The organism is Geobacter sp. DSM 9736, assembly GCF_900187405.1.
In the GTDB taxonomy this organism is placed as follows: domain Bacteria; phylum Desulfobacterota; class Desulfuromonadia; order Geobacterales; family Geobacteraceae; genus DSM-9736.
The window spans coordinates 507,457-526,343 of record NZ_LT896716.1 but is presented as its reverse complement, the minus strand read 5'-3'; the positions used below and the strand labels follow the sequence as shown (position 1 = coordinate 526,343).

General features: G+C 53.8%; 17 protein-coding genes. 2 read left to right on the top strand and 15 right to left on the bottom strand.

All coding sequences use genetic code 11. From position 1 onward, the window contains the following. Positions 1-51: 51 nt before the first annotated feature. The 15 genes from CFB04_RS02405 to rnc all read right to left on the bottom strand — a co-directional run bounded on the left by CFB04_RS02405 (position 52) and on the right by rnc (position 17,068). Entirely contained in the window at positions 52-2,205 is a 2,154-nt protein-coding gene (locus CFB04_RS02405) for a c(7)-type cytochrome triheme domain-containing protein (RefSeq protein WP_088533793.1), read from the bottom strand. Between the two features lie 341 nt (positions 2,206-2,546). Then, entirely contained in the window at positions 2,547-3,617 is a 1,071-nt protein-coding gene (locus CFB04_RS02400; RefSeq protein WP_088533792.1) for a chemotaxis response regulator protein-glutamate methylesterase, read from the bottom strand. Then, positions 3,614-4,462, bottom strand: coding sequence for a protein-glutamate O-methyltransferase CheR (locus CFB04_RS02395; protein WP_231934343.1), 849 nt, complete (start codon positions 4,460-4,462; stop codon positions 3,614-3,616). Before CFB04_RS02395 ends, CFB04_RS02400 begins: the two co-directional genes overlap by 4 nt. Positions 4,463-4,488: 26 nt before the next feature. Next, positions 4,489-6,486, bottom strand: a complete 1,998-nt coding sequence (locus tag CFB04_RS02390) for a HEAT repeat domain-containing protein (protein ID WP_088533790.1) — start codon at positions 6,484-6,486, stop codon at positions 4,489-4,491. A 12-nt stretch (positions 6,487-6,498) separates the two neighbouring features. Further along, the gene (locus CFB04_RS02385; protein ID WP_088533789.1) at positions 6,499-6,987 is read right to left on the bottom strand and encodes a chemotaxis protein CheW; all 489 of its coding nucleotides are present in this window, start codon (positions 6,985-6,987) and stop codon (positions 6,499-6,501) included. Between the two features lies 1 nt (position 6,988). Continuing rightward, entirely contained in the window at positions 6,989-7,384 is a 396-nt protein-coding gene (locus tag CFB04_RS02380; RefSeq protein WP_088533788.1) for a response regulator transcription factor, read from the bottom strand. A 16-nt stretch (positions 7,385-7,400) separates the two neighbouring features. Next, positions 7,401-8,090 carry a chemotaxis protein CheW gene (locus CFB04_RS02375; RefSeq protein WP_088533787.1) on the bottom strand — a complete coding sequence of 230 codons (690 nt, stop codon included), beginning with the start codon at positions 8,088-8,090 and terminating at the stop codon, positions 7,401-7,403. Positions 8,091-8,112: 22 nt separating this feature from the next. Continuing rightward, positions 8,113-8,913, bottom strand: a complete 801-nt coding sequence (locus CFB04_RS02370; protein WP_088533786.1) for an ExeA family protein — start codon at positions 8,911-8,913, stop codon at positions 8,113-8,115. A gap of 24 nt (positions 8,914-8,937) precedes the next feature. After that, positions 8,938-11,016: a chemotaxis protein CheA gene (locus CFB04_RS02365; protein ID WP_172825424.1), complete on the bottom strand. Its 2,079-nt coding sequence runs from the start codon at positions 11,014-11,016 to the stop codon at positions 8,938-8,940. Positions 11,017-11,044: 28 nt separating this feature from the next. Beyond that, the gene (locus tag CFB04_RS02360; RefSeq protein ID WP_088533784.1) at positions 11,045-11,410 is read right to left on the bottom strand and encodes a PleD family two-component system response regulator; all 366 of its coding nucleotides are present in this window, start codon (positions 11,408-11,410) and stop codon (positions 11,045-11,047) included. Continuing rightward, positions 11,407-13,008 (bottom strand): response regulator, encoded by a 1,602-nt coding sequence (locus tag CFB04_RS02355; protein ID WP_088533783.1) that lies wholly within the window; start codon positions 13,006-13,008, stop codon positions 11,407-11,409. Before CFB04_RS02355 ends, CFB04_RS02360 begins: the two co-directional genes overlap by 4 nt. Before the next feature lie 51 nt (positions 13,009-13,059). Continuing rightward, complete coding sequence (der, locus tag CFB04_RS02350) at positions 13,060-14,376, bottom strand: ribosome biogenesis GTPase Der (RefSeq protein ID WP_088533782.1); 1,317 nt, start codon at positions 14,374-14,376, stop codon at positions 13,060-13,062. Continuing rightward, positions 14,373-15,269: a GTPase Era gene (gene era / locus CFB04_RS02345; RefSeq protein ID WP_088533781.1), complete on the bottom strand. Its 897-nt coding sequence runs from the start codon at positions 15,267-15,269 to the stop codon at positions 14,373-14,375. Before era ends, der begins: the two co-directional genes overlap by 4 nt. Further along, positions 15,270-16,331, bottom strand: coding sequence for an elongator complex protein 3 (locus CFB04_RS02340; protein ID WP_088533780.1), 1,062 nt, complete (start codon positions 16,329-16,331; stop codon positions 15,270-15,272). It lies immediately after the preceding gene. Then, on the bottom strand, positions 16,328-17,068 hold the full coding sequence (rnc, locus tag CFB04_RS02335; RefSeq protein ID WP_369833200.1) for a ribonuclease III: 741 nt from the start codon (positions 17,066-17,068) through the stop codon (positions 16,328-16,330). The genes CFB04_RS02340 and rnc overlap by 4 nt, the downstream gene beginning before the upstream one ends. Before the next feature lie 148 nt (positions 17,069-17,216). Here rnc and tmk point away from each other — a divergent pair, with 148 nt between their 5' ends. Further along, positions 17,217-17,849, top strand: coding sequence for a dTMP kinase (gene tmk / locus CFB04_RS02330; protein WP_088533778.1), 633 nt, complete (start codon positions 17,217-17,219; stop codon positions 17,847-17,849). Between the two features lie 14 nt (positions 17,850-17,863). Continuing rightward, on the top strand, positions 17,864-18,853 hold the full coding sequence (holB, locus tag CFB04_RS02325) for a DNA polymerase III subunit delta' (protein WP_088533777.1): 990 nt from the start codon (positions 17,864-17,866) through the stop codon (positions 18,851-18,853). Positions 18,854-18,887 lie beyond the last annotated feature (34 nt).

Below are 18,887 nucleotides of genomic sequence, written 5' to 3'. Positions count from 1 at the left end.
CCTGTTTTTGTAGCACATGTGCCGTTTACATGCAATCATCTCAACCACCGATTACTGCCCACCCTCTTCCGGAGCCGGCTCCGTCTCCCCCACGTGGCACTTCTCGCAATATGCGTTGTCGCTGACATTAAAAATCATTCCCTGCCCGTGGCAAGCCCCGCACGATTTTCCCTGTGACATTTCCCCCATCGTTACCGGTTTCTTTACCCCTTCGGAAGGATAGAGCTTGTAATGGCAATTGCTGCATTCGTAGCCTCTGCCGATATGTACCTTGTGGCTGAACTTGACGCTTTTGGTCTGCGGCTTGTCCGGGAAGTCAAACTTGATCATTTGCAACTTATGACATTTTGTACAGTTTCCCGTGACGGAGAAGGCTGTCTTTCCGTCATGACATGCGCCGCACGACTTGCCCCCCTCCATCTCCTTCATAGAACGCCGCAGGTTGAGCGGAGTGGGGTTGAAGAGTTTGCTGTGGCATTCGTTACACCGGTAGAGCCCGATATGGAAGTCATGGCTGAATGTTGCACCGGCAAGCTTCAGGGTCTTTACCGGATGGCACCTGGCACAGTTGGCGGCAGCCGTGAAAGCGGCCTTCCCGTCGTGACAGGCGCCACAAGATTTTCCTTTTTCCATATCGGCCATGTTGTACCTCTTCGCGGCAACACCAGTTGTGAAGATGCCGTTGTGGCAGTCACCGCAGGTGTACATGGAAATATGAACCTTATGGCTGAACGGAGTATTTCCGGCATCCTGAACTTTCAGGGTCAGTTCGGGGGCGGTTCGGTGGCACTTCCCGCAGTCCCCGGCGACTGAAAAGGCGCTCTTACCCTCGTGACATCCACCGCACGACTTTCCCTTCTCCATATCGACCATGGTATACCGGTTCGTCTGGTATTTCGGCCCTGCCACAAAGAGCTTATTGTGGCAATCGGTGCAAGAATACATCTGAAGGTGCCGGTCGTGCCCGAAGAGGGCATCAAGCGTAAACTCTATGTCCTTTACCGGATGACATCTTCCGCAGTTGGCAGCGGCTGTGAAGGCCTGTTTCCCATCGTGGCATGCTCCGCAGGATGCCCCTTTCACCATCTCCGCCATTGTATAACCCTTGCGTCTTGAACCGGTGGCGAAGACCTTGTAGTGGCAATCGGCGCACTGGTAGCGCTCAACATGGAAGGTATGGCTGAAGAGGACATTCCCTGCATCCTGGATCGGGTAGTTAATTTCCCTTGTTCCCTTATGGCACCTGTCGCAGCTTCCGGAGACAGAAAAAGCGAAATCACCCTGATGACATGCACCACAGGACCGGTACTGCGGTTTTTCCATCTCCTGCATGGTATACCGCTTCGCGCTGGCTCCCCCGACTATGATGCCGCTGTGACAGTCGCTGCACCTGTATATGTTCAGATGGTACCCATGAGGGAACAGGGCCTGGTGAGCCTTGAACCTGACATCCCCAACTCCCCTATGGCACCGGCCACAGTCCCCCTTAACAGAAAATGCACCTGTTCCGTTATGACACCCTCCGCACGACTGCCCCCGCTCCATGTCCAGCATGCTGTACCGCTTGCTGTTGGGACCGGCGATGAAGAGCTGGCTGTGACAATCGCCGCATTGATAGTTCTTCTTGAGGTGGTAGTCGTGACCGAAAAAAGACGCCGCCGGAAGTGACAGATCCCGCACCGTGTGACAGCGTGTGCAGCTTCCCTTTACGGTGAAAGCCGCCTTGTCGTCATGGCAGGCGCCACACGACTTTCCTTTCTCCATCTCTGCCATGGTGACGTGAGGATTGCCGGGACCAGCCTTGAATATCTTGTTGTGACAGTCCTGACAAAGATATAGCTTTGTGTGCACGTTGTGACTGAAGGTAAGGGTGCCGAAATCCGGAATGACAATGGGCACCTCCTTTACCGGATGGCAACGGGTACATTCGGCAAGCCCGAAGGCACGGGTCTTGTTGTGACACATCCCACACGACTTGCCCTGTTCCATATCCGCCATTGTGGCTACAGGGTTCTTCTTGTGGTCGACGTTGAAAGCCTTGTTGTGGCACACCGTGCAGTTGTTGGTCAGAGCCTTCAGATGGACGTCGTGCTCGAACACTGCCCGTCCGGCATTTTCCGTGTAGTAGGTTACGAGCTTGAAGTCCTTGGCAAAGATAAGCACGGGAAACCCGAGCAGCGCAAGGGAAAGCAGGAGGCGTTTCACGTCTTCTCCTTCATTGTTTCATGTGTGGAATCAGAAGCAGGATGGACATGAGTTGCATGTCCCATGGATGGAAAACTACCGATAGAGATTCTTGTGACCGTTAACTAAATATGCAGCAGAACCTTCGCTAGGTCGAGAAGGGCGGTCAGACTTGATCGGCTTCATGATAATTGGATGGCTCGACCCGATATAGCTGATGCATGTTCGATGAATCTTTACGATCAGACGTGGCATCCTACCATATCTGTCGCTCTCCCAGAAAGCGCTTTGTCGGCTGCTGCAAGCTCTCAGACTGTCGAGGTGGTTCAACGCTCAGAGCTGAAGGGATTCCGCCAGCACCTTCAAGTAGATCCATCCTCAGTCCGGGATGCCATTCTGAGAATCTCATCCCCCATTTGCCCAAGAGTCACTATGCGGTCCACCAAGCCGGTGGCGGCAGCCTCCCTGGGCATGCCGAAGACTACTGCACTTTCCTCGGACTCTGCCAGCACCACTCCTCCGGCAGATTTTACCGCCCTTACTCCCGCACTACCGTCGTTACCCATTCCCGTCAGAACCACGGCAAGCATGCGGGGACCGAACAGAGCGGAAAGGGAAGTAAACATGGCATCGACTGAAGGATAATACCGATGTTCCGGACGAGGAGCCTTCAAGGAGACGACAACCTCGCCGCCCCTCTTCTCGAAGAGAAGATTGCATCCACCAGGCGCTATGAGCGCACTACCAGGACGCACGGGATCACCATCTTCCGCTTCCTTTACGGTAAAGCTGCTTCCCCGGTCTAGGCGGTCCGCGAATGCCCTTGTGAATCCCGGTGGCATATGCTGGGAGACAACGATAGCAAAGGGAGGCGAAGCGGGGAGGTCCGCAAAAATGGTCTGAAGTGCCCTGGGTCCGCCGGTAGAAGCACCTATGGCAACCACCTGAATTTCGGTGGAAAAATGGTGGCGTGGCGCCAAAATGTCAGCTCGGCTGGGGACAGGTGCCCGGTGGTCAGCGGTGAAAATTCTGGCCAGGTTGAGACTTATAATGCTTCTGACCTTGTTCTGCAGGTCCTCCCGGATCGACAGGAGTTCTTCTGAAATCGTGGGGGTTGGTTTGGCGACAAAATCCAGTGCCCCAAGCTCAAGCGCCTGAAAGACACGGCTGTCCTCGTTGCGTGAGCTGATGACGATCACCGGGACAGGATGCGTGTTCATGATGATACGCAGCAGGGTGAATCCGTCCATTCTTGGCATGATGAGATCGAGGGTCACCAGATCGGGCTTCAGATCTATGATTCGCCTGAGTCCCTCTTCTCCGTCTGCTGCGTATCCGACCACCTCCACATTGGGCATATCCTCCAGCATCTTCCCGATGGTCCGCCGGCTGTATGAGGAATCGTCTACCACTACCACCCTGATAGATCTCATCGGCATACTCCGCCGCGGGTCTCGGGTTTCTGGTAGACAAGATCATTCTGCAGGTGTTTCAGAGCAAAAGAAGTAGTTATGTTCATAAGTGACTCTGAATGCCCGAGAAGGAGGTAACCGTTAGGAGAAAGCGCCTTATAGAAGGAATCGATGACCTTTTTCTTCGATTCTATGTCGAAGTAGATGATCACGTTACGACAGAATACGACATCCATGGTACCGAGCAGCGCCAGCCGGCTATGATCGACGAGGTTGAGATGGCTGATAGTAACAAGTCCTTTCACCTTGTCGCAAACCTCGAAATTGCTGTCTTCACCCTTCGTGAAATACCGGTCGATATAGCGGCCCTCCGTGGTTCGGAAGGAATATCGCCCGTATATACCTTTTCTTGCATGCTGCAGCACGCGGTTGCTTATGTCGGTCCCGATTACCTCGATCCGCCAGTTATCGAAGCAGCCCATCTCAAGGAGAAGAATGGCTATCGTATAGGGCTCTTCTCCCGTAGAACACCCCGCACTCCATATTCTTAGCGACCGATCCCCCTTTTTCTCCTTCCGGGACCTTACATCGGGCAAGATTTCCTCGGTGAAAGCCTTGAGCTGGAACGCTTCACGGAAAAAGTAAGTCTCATTGGTGGTCAGGATGTCCATTGTGTCGGACAGTTCCTGTTCTCTCGTCCTGCCATACTTGAGGAAACGGTAGTATTCGGTGAAGTTGTTCAGCTGGAGGGAGATCAAACGCTTGCTGAGCCGTTTCTCAAGCAGATACTTGAAATCGAAATCGAAGAAAAGCCCGCTGTGGTCATGTATTACATCGCGGATAAGGCGAAACTCTTCATCAGTCATGGGGACTTCGGGTTCACTGCAAAAATTCATTTCAGGCGCCCCACTACTTCGGACAAATGCCGCCTGACCTGCTCGTCCGATTCATGTTCCAGTACGGATTCCAGCCAGGGCAGCGCATCAGCTCCGCGAAGTCGAGCCAGGAGGGTAGCGAATCTGCACCGCACATCCCAGTGGGCGTGCTGCAGGAGGATGTCCCGATAGGAATCCACCCACCCATCGTCACCAGACTCGAGGATAGCCATTGCAGCCTTTACAACCTCCTCATCCCGATGACCGAGCATTATCAGTGCTTTCTCGCAGGCGCGGCGGCTGTCGATTTCAGCTAAAGCCTGCAAAGCGGAGATGGCTACCGGCGCTTCAGTCATGGTTATCAGCTCAGCGATGCTCTCGAATGCCGTCTCGTCCCCAAGCTTTCCAATGGCTATGAGGGTCTCGCTCCTGACCCAGGCGTCCGGGTCCTCCAACAGGAGAAGCAGCGGATCTAGAACCTCTTTGCGTCCTGTCGCAGGAAGGACCTTTACCGCAGCCACCCGCACGTCCGGATCCTCGTCCACAAGAGCCATGAGAAGAAGATCGATGCAATCGGAACCCATCTCGGCCAGAGCAGCCACGGCGGACTTACGGACCTCTACATTTTCATCCTTTACCAGGATCGAAAGTTTATCCAAATCCTTCAGAACCGCACAAAGCCTGGCAGCATCCCTTCGTTTCTCCGGCACCTCCGAAGCAGCATAGGCTTCTGCATAGAACCTCAACGTTTCTAGAGCAGAGGGAGCAAGACACACCATAGCCTGCAGAGCCGATTCCCGGACAATCTCCACCGAATCTTCCGTCAGGGCAGCAATATCATGTATGGCACGGGCTCCGCAGGTCTTCCAAGCCGCAGTGACTGAAAGGTGCCTTAGCACCGGATCCTCGTCCTGCATACCGAGTAACAATAACTCGTCAGAGTTGGGCAAACGAAGCTCTCCACAGGCGTGTGCGATAAAACGTCGCTGCTCTGGAGTGGCATCGGCAAAAGCATTGACGAGGAACTCTGCCGCCGGGGCTCCAAGTGCCGATAAAGCATCAAGACAAGGTCCTGCCAGGGCTGGGTCTATAGCTTCCCTCAGAAGCCGGGGAGCGGCACGATGATCGCCGATGATACCCAGGAACTCGATCAGCCGTTCCTTAACCGCTTCATCGCTCAAATCCAGCGAAAGCAGAACCTCATCAACTACCGAAGATCCCCGCAGTTGATGCAGCGGAGCATCGATGACCCGCTCCGCCTCCGCTGTCGACAGCCGTCGCCTGATATCGAGAAGCGCAGCCGCTGCCGCTTCCCTGACCGCCCGCGTTTCGCGGAGCCCCTGCAGCAGGAACGGGACTCCTTGAGGATCTCCTGCAGCCCCCATACATTGGGAAATTACCTTCTTGAGAAAGGGATCCGTTGCCAGCGCAAGCAAGTCGTTAATGGGCAAAGGCTTGCCGATTTTGATGAGAGCATCTAGCACGGTAAAACGAAGAACAGTATCTCCGGTGCAAAGACACTGCAGGAGATGTGGGACTGCAGCTTCCGCACCCGTTTTCCCGAGGCTTTCCGCTGCAGCCGCACGGACGTTGTCGTCCTCATCCTTGAGGGCGTCGATCAAAATAGGAAAAGTATCGGGTGAGCCTATGCCGCCAAGAATATCTACAACGAGCTTCCTTACGTCATGATCCGGATCTCGTACAAATCGCGACAGTAGCGGAACCGCTCCTCCTCCGATTCTCACCAGCGCCTCGACCGCGGAATTGCGTAATCCCGCATTCTCCTGGTCTCTCAAAAGCTCTACGATTCCTTCTGCAAGCTTTTCGTCGAACCGGGAGCCGCATACAGCCTCCACCGCCTGTTTTCTGACACGCCAGCTAGGGTCACCCATCGCGTAGAAAAGACGTGCCTTAACCTGCTGCAATGGGTACCGAAGCAGGCAGATTACCGCTTGGCAGCGCGTCTCTTCATCTGGAGAGTATTGACTGTCGATTATAGCCTGTAGCTGCTCCACATCTGCTCCGAATCACTGGCTCGCGCCAGGGCGTTCACCCTGTATACCCGTCAACTCGCCCGCTTCTTTTGCAGTCAGCAGCTGATCGATGTTGAGGAGCATTATAAGGTTGTCATGGGCAAGGCAAACGCCAATTAGATACTCGGCGCCGATGCCCCCCACAACCTGGGGAGGAGGCTTGATATCCTTTACGGGTACTGCGATGACTTCCGTCACATCATCGACGACGAGCCCTATGAGCTGACGTCCCAGTGAGACGATCAACAGCCTGATGTGAGGGCTTTCCTGCAGACCGGGCATATCGAAGCGCTTGTGCAGATCGATTACAGGGATGATCGTTCCCCTCAGGTTGATGACGCCTTCGACAAAGGAGGGAGCCTTTGGCAGGCTCGACAGTCGCTGCGGACGGATGATTTCCCTGATCCGCATGATGTCGATCCCGAAAAGGTCTTCCCCCAGCTTGAAACAGGCAATCTGGATTTCCTCGATTTCTACGCTCATATCACTCACCAGGCCCGCTGCTGCAGCTTTCGGATAGTATCTGTTCTATTATCTCTATGACCTTTGCCGACTTGAACGGCTTGGTAATGTAGGCATTCGCTCCGCATTCCTTCCCCTGCTCGAAATCCTGGCCGTTCTTCTTCGCAGTCAGCATCACAACTGGAGTCTGACTGACTATTGGATTGGCTCTTATTTGCCGGCAGACCTCAAACCCGTTCATTTCAGGAAGCATCACGTCGAGCAGGACCAAATCAGGTCGATCCGAAACGACCCGCTTCAGTGCCGAAGGCCCATCCATTGCGCCGATCACTTCAAATCCTTTCGAGGTGAGCAGAATGCTCTCAAGCCTCAAGAGGCTTTCCTCATCCTCCACAATCAGGATCTTGCGTCTCTTCATGATCATTACCTTTCACTCAGCAGAGGGTAAGGTCAAGAATGTTTCCAAGTTGCAGCAGGATAAGCATGCGCCCCTCGTGCCTGCCTATACCCTGGACGAAATCCCTGTCGATCCCGTCGAGTACCGCGGGTGGCTGTTCGATGGTGGGTACTGCTATTTTTACCACCTGTATTACCTCATCCACCACCACGCCGCAGAATTCTTCCCCCTTCTTGACGACAACGACTCTGACTTTCGGCCCTTCGGAAGTCCCCTCCAGTCCAAGGCGCCTGTGCAAGTCTATCACCGGAATTATGATACCCCTCAGTGACAGGACACCCGATACGAACGCCGGAACCCGAGGGACTTCGGTAACCTCGCGCGGCTTGATGATCTCCTTGATCTCCATGATGTTGATGGCATAAAGCTCGGTAGCGACGCGAAAGCAGAGGAATTCCTGAAAATCATCATCGACCCCCTCTTCCGCATGCTCTTCCGGAAGCTCCTCCTCTACTGCAGCCAGCATTCTTCCCGCAAGAAGAACGGAAAGCGGGTCGAAACTCTGGGGCGGCCGTTGTGAAGCCGTCAAAGTCGATCCGGGAAGACCTCCTCTTCCCGCTTCCCTGACGCTTTCCTCCAGCGTAACATCAGTTCTTTCACTACTGATCGGCGAGGGTCGCTCCGTCTTCTCCTCCTGCGCCTTTTTACGTATCTCCGCGAGATTCATGGCGAATCCTTTATGAAGTTATTCACGCTAACAACTCTCCCGCCATCTCGTCGATGATGCTGCCATCGATGTATGCCGCATCCCTGCCGAAGCCTTCGAGGAGCGCATTGGTAGCTATGACGTTAATCATGCGCGGCACCCCCCCCGAAAGCTCGTATATTCGCTGTACCGCATCGGGAAAGAAAAGTCCCGGAGTTCCCCCGGCTACTTCTATGCGGAAATCCAGGTAATCCTGGGTTTCTTCAACTGAGAGGGGATTAAGATGGTAGTTGAGTGCGATCCTCTGCCGAAAGGGCTCGTAAACCGGGGCGGCGAGTATGCTCCGCAGCTCTGGTTGCCCCATTACGATGATACTCAGCAGGTTCTTGTGATCCAGCTGGAAATTTGTCAGGAGCCGTATCTCGTCGAAGATTTCCCGGTCGGGAATCATCTGAGCCTCGTCGATTATCACGACCGGACAACGTCCATCTTCATGGTACCTGAAAAGGAGATCGGTAATCTCCTTTAACAGTTCATCTTTGGCAGCCGGAGGATTGGCAATGTGAAGACTTCGTGCCACTACACGTAGAAACTCGATCGCTGTTAGCCTAGGGTTGTAGACGAAACAGAAGTGATACCCGCTTCCTACGGAGTCCATGAGTGCCCGGGAAAGCGTTGTTTTCCCGCACCCTATGTCACCGGTCATCAATGCTATCTCCCGTTCTTCTATAACGTACTGCAGACGGGCGAGGGCTTCCCGATGCCCTCTGCTCAGATATAGAAAGCGGGGGTCAGGGGTCTTGCTGAAGGGCTTTTCATTCAGGCCGTAAAACACTTTATACATGAAGTCCTCTGTCAACGGACACTGTTAAACGCTTCCCCTCGTAGCCTCACCGATGATTCCTCCCACATCGAGAACAAGAATGGTTCGCTGGTCACCAAGGTCGGCGGCACCGGAAATCCCGCGGAATCCCTTGAACGTCTCCCCCATGGACTTAATGACAATATCCTGCTGACCGAGCAGGTCTTCCACAACGATCCCCAGCCGTTTCTCAGCTGCCCCCACGACGACTACATACAAGGATTCTGAAGCCTCGGCGCTCCCTCTGGTTATCTCGAAAAAACGGTCGAGCCTGAGCAGCGGCAGAGTTGCTTCCCGGAGTTGAATGACTTCCTTTCGCTCTATGGTCAGAATCTCCCGCGGCTCAATGATGATAGTTTCAAGAACAGATGTAATCGGGAGAGCATATGTCCGTCCAGCAGAAGAAATGATGAGCGCCTTTATGATAGCAAGAGTGATGGGAAGAGTTATGATGACCTTGCTTCCTTTGTAGAGAACCGTCTCGATATCGACCATCCCCGACACGGCAGCGATATTGTTTTTCACAACATCCATACCGACCCCTCGTCCGGATATCTCGCTAACCTGGTCACTAGTGGAGAACCCCGGAAGGAATATGAGCTCTAACGCGTCCTTGTCGCAAATGTTCATACTCGGGATCAGGCCCCTGTCGAAAGCTTTGCACCTCACCTTTTCCAGATCGATGCCCCGCCCATCGTCTTCCACCTCTATTACGACATGATTTCCCTTCTGGTAGGAAGAGAGTCGGATCGTACCCTTCTCGCTTTTACCAAGGCGGATACGATCCTCCGCGGGCTCGATTCCATGATCGATGGCATTTCTGACGATGTGCATCATCGGATCTGAAATATCCTCGATAATGAGCTTGTCCAATTCCGTATCGGCACCGAACATTCGAAGATCGATCTTCTTTCCCTGTTCACGGGAAATCTTGCGCACAATCCGCGACATCTTTTCGAAAAGCTGCCCGACGGGTATCATTCGGATTTCCATAACACCCTTCTGAAGCTCAGTCAGCTTTCGTTCAAGCCCTTTCGCCGCTTTTCCGAGCTCCATGGCAAAGGAGGAAAAACCTTCCTTTCGCATCGCAAAAGACAGGCTACTTATCTTCGAATGCGAAAGAACAAGCTCCCCTACGATGTTCATCAGTTCGTCAAGCTTACCGATGTCGACTCGCACCGTCCGGCTCATGCTCTTTGCAGACAACGTATCTCCGGACGAGACATCGTTTACCACAGGCACATCCTGGAAATTCTGCAGTACGGAAGCCGAGGGAGGAGCAGGCAGCGGGAGCGGCGTTATCGGAGTGGCTCCCCGCAGATCGGTGGCAGGCTTCACACTCCCTGCCCTAAGAAGCCGTACAGTGATGAATTGCGAACCTACAACAGCGGAGATCTCATCATCTCTCCGGTCAGTGCCGAAGAGGATCTCGAAATCGATCCCTTCATGTCCACTCCCGGCGCTGGGGAGGGTACTAATTACCTCCCCCATATCCTTCAGGGTTTCGGTAAGTGCTCCGAGATCCTGGTCAAATGTAGCGAGACTGAAGGAAGCAACAACTGAATAGAGCCTTTTCCCTTTCCTGATGTTTTCCAGAAGGCGATGCTCTTCATACTCCGTTAGTGACTTTAACGCCGCATCGGAAAGTCCCAGGCTCGTTAGCTGATCCTCGTCGCCAGACGACTCGGGGGACCTGATGCAGTCGTTGATGCGGACGATGGCGGAAGCCAGATCCACGGGCTCGCCCTTTCCCGAGCCTGCATGCTGCACCATTGTGCCGAGAAGATCCAGTGAGTCGAACAGGATGGTCATCACCTGCCCGTTAAGCTGCACCTTTCCAAGACGGAGAGAATCGAGCAGATTCTCCAGGTTATGAGATAACTCTGCGATGTCGTTGAAACCGAACATCCCTGCGAGGCCTTTGAGAGAGTGTGCACCACGAAAAATGGAGTTGACGATGTCAGGATTGTAGTCACCCTCCTCGGCAGCATCTCCGACGCCGACCAGATCGAGGCTCAGCTGGTCAACTATTTCTTCCGCCTCGGCCAGGAAGTCCTTTGCCGCTTTTCCCAAAGTATCGTTCATACCACCTATCTTTCACCCATGTTGTGCATCACGCGACGTACCTGCATATTACGGCTTGCAGCTTAGCGGGATCGAATGGCTTCACGAGATACTCGTCTGCTCCCAGGGACAATCCTTTCGTGCGGTCCTTCTCGCTCCCCTCGGTGGAAAGAATGATCAGAGGGGTCTTTTCGTAGCGTGGGTTCTGCTTGAGGAAGCTGATGAGTTCAAGACCATTGATATCCGGCATGTTGATGTCTGTCAGGATGAGGTCGATCCGCTCACGGGGCAGTATCCTTAATGCCTCGAAACCATTGGCTGCAGCAACGGTACGGAAACCGTCCATGGACTCGATGGTAGATGAAAGCATCGAACGCATGGCCGGGGAATCTTCTACAATGAGTATCGTCTTCATATTCTCTCCCCCCATGTCTCCGTGAGGAGCCGCTCAAGATTGTTTTCCACAACATGCCCTGCCTGCAAAATGAAAATCTCCAGGCAATCGGTATCCGTGATGGGTTTACCCGTCGGAAAGTTATCGCCGTAAAGAAGTGCCACAACACCCTTCTCACCCATTAAAGGGGCGATAAATATTTCACGCGGCGTGCCGCCGAGGCAGGAAAAAAGGAGGCGGTTTGCAGGTGTGTCTTCCGGACACACAGTGGCAGGAAATCGCCTCTCTACGGCATCGGCCAGAATTGAAGACTCGCCGGATGGAATGCACAACTTCTTCACCGACTGGGCGGATGCATCATCGCCATCAAACCCGAACTGACCGACGCCGCGGAATTTGCCGTCTTCCACCAGAAAAACCAGAGTGCGACGGAGGAATTCCCCAGCGAATCTCAAAATCAACAGCGTTATACCCTCTCCGAGACACGGGTCATTAAGCTCCCGCAGCACATTGCGTAGAAGTGAAATGCCCCTATCTGCAGTGCCTTTTACCTTTGCCGGGATATCCTCATCCGTATTGCGCCGAGGTTCCTCGAAATCGTGAAGTGATTCTCCCGACCTGTCCGTTTCTTGCTCCTTCAGCTCCAGCCCTGCAAAGAGCCGGTCGCCAAAATTTCCGCATGCGTCGTTGTCATTAAGCTCCCCCCGCCGCGGCTTGAGCAGAAAGGGGAGTCCCATCCCCTGAACTTTCCTCTCCGCTTCCAGATTCTGATAATCAGCCATAACTGCCAGCTTGAGAGCAGGGTAGTTACTGTGTATCAGTTCGAGCAGTTCGAGTCCTCCGAGAATTCCCGAACCATCCATGCGCGGCATGATCAGGTCTATCACTACATGGGGGCGAACGTTGTTACGATACAGGTCATCAAGGAGAATAAGAGCCTCCTCACTCTTCGCGCATGCGGTAACCTCAAACCCTTTACCCCTGAAATACGGGGCAAGAACATCAATGATTGCAGCGTCGTCATCGACGAGCACAATGTGCCGTGAAAAATCTATAGGGGTAAAAACAGCAGCGGCTTCTATATTTACGGCTTGAGCATACTGGACTTCTGCAGGCGGGTGTGCATCTTCCTCATCTGCCATGAAATGATGCGGATCGAAGCCCCGCTCCAGGAGTAATGGGATCGGATCGAGTGCAGCGCCATCGATTACGCCAACATCGTCAAACAGATCGAGCTCGAAATGACCCTGTTTCCACTCAAGCAGGGCGCGAACCGCCCGCTCGATCTGCTCCTGTGCGGCTGCTTCAACATCGGCGGCGGAAAGAGTATATCTGCGAACCAGAAGCTTGCCGAGCGCCTCGTGATGCTTCTCCTGCTTTTGTGCCAGGAGCGCCTCCTGAAGCACCATGGCACCGAGATTTCCCTTATCCGTAAGGATTTTGCCTATCGCGACATGCCTGTCACTGGAGCGAGCTCGCACCACGCGACCGCTGCGGAATACGATCTCACCCTCCCGGTTTGCGTCCCGAAGTGAAATGATTCCGGACCTGCGGCTTAAAGATACCACCTGGACGATGTCGCCAAGGCCAATGTCTTCGAGACTGCCGGCAAGACTCATAACGAGTGCTCTTTCTCCCCTACCAACCTTTGTTGTGAACCTCTTCGTGGGTCAGGAACGCTCACGTCCCTTGAAGAGAAGACGGAGTGGAGTGCCTGAAAAACCGAAAGCCTCCCGCAGCTTGTTGTGAAGGTAACGTTCATAGGAGAAATGTATTCCGTCCGGCTGGTTTGTAAACACCACGAAAGTTGGTGGCTTGGTGCCGACCTGTGTGGTGAAATAAAATTTTACGCGCCTCCCGTGGGCGAGTGGTGCATGATGTGCAGTAACAGCCTCTGAAAATGCCCTGTTCAGTTCCGACGTGGAAATCCGGCGGGAGTATTGCTCCATAACGCTATCCACTTCCGGAATCACTTTTCCCAGCCGTTGCCCACTCTTCGCTGAGATAAAAAGAATCGGTGCAAAGGCTAAAAACTTGAAAGACATGCGAATCTTGTCAACGAACATGCCGATGGTGCTGTTGTCCTTGGAAAGGGTATCCCACTTGTTGACTACGAAAATGCACCCTTTCCCCGCCTCGTAAACATAACCTGCAATGGTGGCATCCTGCTCAGTAACGCCCTCTTCGGCATTGATGACGATGAGAACCACGTCCGCACGGTCTATTGAACGCAAAGCGTCGACTACACTGTATTTCTCGATCTTCTGAACAGTTTTCCCTTTGCGCCTGATGCCTGCGGTATCGATCAGCATGTAGCGTCGACGGTTGCACGTAAAGTAGGTGTCGATAGAATCCCTGGTTGTGCCCGGAGTGGGATTGGCTACAACTCTCTCGTACCCGAGCAGCCGGTTCACCAATGATGATTTTCCTACATTCGGACGGCCTACGACTGCTATCTTGGTAACAGATTCCTCATCGGCAGCCGCAGCGCGTTTCGGAAGGGCAGCCACCACTTCATCCATGAGGTCGCTCACCCCGCGGTTATGTTCGGCAGAGACCGGGTGAAGGAGGTCGACACCCAACATGTAGAAGTCACCGATAGCTGCTTCCATTTTTTCGCCGTCTACCTTGTTGACGACATAGAACACCGGCTTATCCACCCGACGAAGCATCTCCACCACATCCCGGTCAGCAGGGGTCAGCCCGTCACGCGCATCCATAACAAAAAGGATTACATCGGCCTCTTCAATTGCCAACTGCGATTGCTCCCGCATCTGCTGAAGAAGACGATCGCTTGTCTCAGGTTCAAACCCGCCTGTATCAATGAGAATGAACGGAATATCGAATCGTGTCACCTCACCGTAGTTGCGGTCACGAGTGACACCCGGCATATCATCCACCATGGCTTTGCGGCGTCCTATAAGCCGGTTGAATAGAGTGGATTTACCGACGTTAGGACGTCCGACTATTGCAACTATCGGTTTCATTCGTAACCAAACTCCTTAAGCATCCTTGGATTTTCGCTCCATTGCCGGCTTACCCGGACAAAGAGCTCAAGGAACACTTTTGTGCCCATGAGCTGCTCGATTTCCCGCCGGGCCTGCATCCCTACCTTCTTCAGCATCTCCCCCTTGCGGCCTATGATGATTCCCTTCTGGGAATCGCGTTCCACATTGATGGTCGCAGAGATGGAAATTAGATTGCCATCCTCCCGTTCCTTAAAACTGTCGATGACAACCGCGACGGAGTATGGCACTTCATCGCGGGTAAGCCTGAAGACTTTTTCCCTGATGATTTCAGCAGCAATGAAGCGTTCAGGCACGTCGGACAAAATATCGTCTGGAAAATAACGGGGGCCGGAAGGAAGCACCCTCTGGACGGCTTGCACGAGCCGCTCCACTCCATCGCCAGTGGCAGCCGAAAGCGGAATAACCTCTTTAAAAGGGAAGAGCTCGCTATAACCGGCAATGAGGGGAAGCAGGGCTTCCCTGGAAACAAGATCAATTTTGTTGATTACAAGAAATACAGGAGACTCCGCACCTGCCAAAGCCTCTAGAATCTGCCTCTCCCTCTCACCTGCAGCTACGCTTGACTCCACCAGGAACAACACTGCGTCCACCCCTTTTATGGAGGCAAGCGCCGTCTCCACCATTAGCTTGTTGAGCATCGATCGGGGGGCGTGGATCCCCGGGGTGTCGATGAATATTATCTGCGCGTCAGGTAGTGTGAGTATGCCCTGAATCCGGTTCCGTGTCGTCTGGGGCTTGTCTGATGTAATAACGATCTTCTCCCCGAGAATACGGTTCAGGAGCGTAGATTTCCCCACGTTTGGACGTCCGATGATTGAAACGAATCCAGATTGAAAAATGCTTTCGGACATTCAGGCTACCTCCGGCAGGTAATGCAGATCCTGGAGAAGGTGCCCTCTCCGGGTCCACATTGTGGTTTGGACTTGAACTTCAGGTGCGGTTAGTGACGGATCGACCTCCACTGCAGCCAGCCTCACCCCGCATTCCCGAAAAAGCCTCTCGCGGTTTTCTCCCCTTTGTCCAACGACATCAGAAACTCTCCCGGCGGCACAATGAACCCGAACCGTAGCGCCTTCGGGAGAAAGGGAAGCTAGAAGATCAAAAAATCTCTGACTCTCAACCAGCTGTCGAAATGCCGGATGGAAAGGTCCTGCCGTTATCGCCCCGGAGGAACATAACTCCTCAGTCGGCTGGAGCCCGAGACGTATAACCGGAACGCCGGCTCGTTCCGCCATCGTCAGCAGGACCTTGCATCGCACAACGGCCTCTTTCAGCGAAAGCGGGATGTATGCTCCCTGGCGGTAGAGCCGCTCAAGCTCTGTTCCGGAAATGACAAGAGCTGGATATATTCGCAGAAAGTCGGGAGCCAGGGCCAGTGCGCGCTCAAGTGAAACCAGAGAACGGGCACCGGAGTCTCCAGGCAGGCCCACCATAAGTTGAAGCCCCACGGCGAATCCCCGCTCCTTCAGGAGAGCACACGCAGCTAACACGTCCTCAACCGTGTGACCGCGGCCGGAGCTTACAAGGACATCTTCATCCAGGGACTGGGCCCCCAGTTCAACGGTGGTCACACCATAACGATCCAGCAGTTCTACCCTTTCCACGTCGATAGCATCTGGGCGGGTCGAGACTCGGATGCTTCCGACATGCCCCTGCGACACAAGCGGCTTCAGAGGCTCCAAGAGTTGTTCCTGAACGTCCGTCGGTAGTGCCGTAAACGTACCCCCGAAAAAAGCGACATCGACCACCCCTCCTCCCGAACTGCGCATGTAGTTTCGGATCTTCTCAACAATGGCATCGGCAGTGGGGAGCCTGCGGCTCTCGCCAGCAATAGAGTTCTGATCGCAAAATACGCATTGGTGGGGGCATCCATGGTGGGAGATAAAAAAAGGGACCACTGGGCGCCGAATCATTCCGACTCTCGCTTAAGCAGTTCAATACCCTTGCTCGCCGCCTTCTGCTCGGCCTCTTTCTTGCTCCGGCCCTTACCCTCACCGATACAGCGGGCACCTACAAAGACAGCGACAGTGAAAGTGCGGTCGTGATCAGGTCCTTCGGTTTTTCGCAGCATGTACTTTGGAGCAGTGCCAAACCGGGACTGCGTAAGTTCCTGGAGATCGGTCTTGAAATCCTGGGCAGCCACCGATTGCCGTTTGTCGAGAAGGAACTGGAGGTGCTTCTTCACGAGCACCCGAGCAGGTTCCGGACCGCCGTCCAGGTACACTGCGGCAAGAAGTGCCTCATAGGCATCTGCCAGGATAGATTTCCTTTCACGTCCGCCGCTACGTTCTTCACCCCGTCCGAGCCGGAGGACGCTGCCGATGCCTACGGACCGTGCAACCATCGCCAGGCTATCCTCATCCACAAGGGATGCCCTTATTTTTGTCAACTCTCCTTCACGGCTCTCAGGAAAGAGCTCCAGGAGCAGTTGACTGAGAAAGAAGTCAAGGACGGTATCTCCGAAGAATTCCAGCCGTTCATTGTCCCGTGTTTCACGGTCCGTAGTTTCGTTTATAAACGACCGGTGCGTCAAAGCCTCGACAAGCAAACTGCAGTCGGTGAATCTATGCCCGATAAGATCTTGTAATTCGAACAGCTTTTCCGGATCTGCTTCCATCGGTCCCGAGCCGTTATCCCTTCTCTCCCTCATTCGCCTGCTGATCAGGTGACTATATCTAAAGCACCGCAATATATCAATAGAGATGCCCACTGGCGCTGGTTTTTATCTTGATTAATTGATCCCCCTCTCCTATACTTTTTATTTTTTAACCTCTGGAAAGAAATAAGTGGCGTGTGGGATGTTCATAACCTTTGAAGGCATAGAGGGGTGCGGAAAAACCACCCAGGTAAAGCTTCTCACCGAGAAACTGGCCGAGCTGAAACTTCGGGTGGCCGTTACCCGCGAACCGGGAGGCTGTCGCATCTCTGACCGGATACGTGAGATTCTCCTCGACGCTGAGAACAGCAGCCTGACTCCCCTGGCAGAACTCTTCCTCTATGCGGCGGCCCGGGCTCAGCATGTTCAGGAAGTGATACAGCCGGCTCTGGCAACAGGAAAAACCGTCATCTGCGACCGGTTCACCGACGCAACCCTTGCATACCAGGGATACGGTCGGAACCTTGATCGGGCTCTCATCAGCCGGCTTAACGATGAAGCAGTCGACGGTACGCTGCCAGATCTGACGGTGCTGCTCGACTGCCCGGTGGAAACAGGCCTAGAGAGGGCCTTTTCCCGTATCAACAGCTGTAACGGTGCACGGGAAGAACGGTTTGAACTTGAATCGATCCAGTTTCATCAACGGGTGCGAGACGGATACCTGGCACTGGCAGCGTCACAGCCTGCTCGTTTCGTAACCATTGATGGATCGAAAAGCATAGCGGAAATCGAGTCCGCAGTTGCCGCAGCTGTCTTCAAGAGGCTCAAGCTATAGTTCTGGTAGCCAAAATGTCTTTTTCAACTTTACGAGGACTCTCCGGAACCATAGGGCTGCTGAAGAGAGCTCTTATCTCCGGCAAGATCGCCCATTCATATCTTTTTACCGGCATTGAAGGATGCGGCAAAAAGCAGACAGCTCTTGCCTTTATTCAGGCAGTGTTCTGCGGCAGGGATGAAGGGTGCGGAACATGTCCCTCATGCCGAAAGATAACGAACCTTCAGCACCCGGATTTGCACCTTCTTGAACCGGATGGCGCCTTCATCAAGATCGACCAGGTAAGAGAATTACAGAAGGTCCTGTCATACCGCTCTTTTGAAGCGCCTAAAAAAGCATGTATTATCGATGGAGCTGACCGCCTCAACACCGCGGCCGGTAACGCTCTTCTCAAGACTCTTGAAGAACCGCCGGGGGATGCCCTCCTCATACTCATATCCAGCAACCCGGGGAGCATCCTGCCGACAATCCTTTCACGCTGTCAGCAACTCAATTTCCCTGCTCTGCCGCAAGGAGAAATCGAAAAGTACCTGGTCGAAACAGGTGTAACCGCGGATACTGCAAGAGTCGCCTCCTCACTGGCAGACGGCAGCATGCGCAAGGCTATCGACATCAGCCGAGAGGACACCCTCCAGCAGAGAGCCTCCGTCGTCGGCAAGCTCTCAACCCTCTCGCTCCAGAACATAGGCAGTCTCTTCAGATGCGCGGAAGAGCTTGCTGCTGACAAAGACCAACTCAAAGAAATCCTGGAAACGCTGACGGTCTTTCTGAGGGACGCCCTCCTGATTCACGAAGGCACCCAGGAGATTGTGAACTCCGACCTGATGAATTTAGTTAAAGAGCAGACCGGGCGGAACTCACGTGATTCGCTGCTGGAGAAACTGCACCACGTAGATGATGCCCGACGGGCTATCGAGCGAAACGTGAATACTCGACTCGCCCTCGACATTCTTTTGATGAGACTTGCCGGCGACGCCGGCCTTTCATGCACACCACCTCAGTAACCTTACAAATCGGGGCATCTGCCCTGGGAGGCAA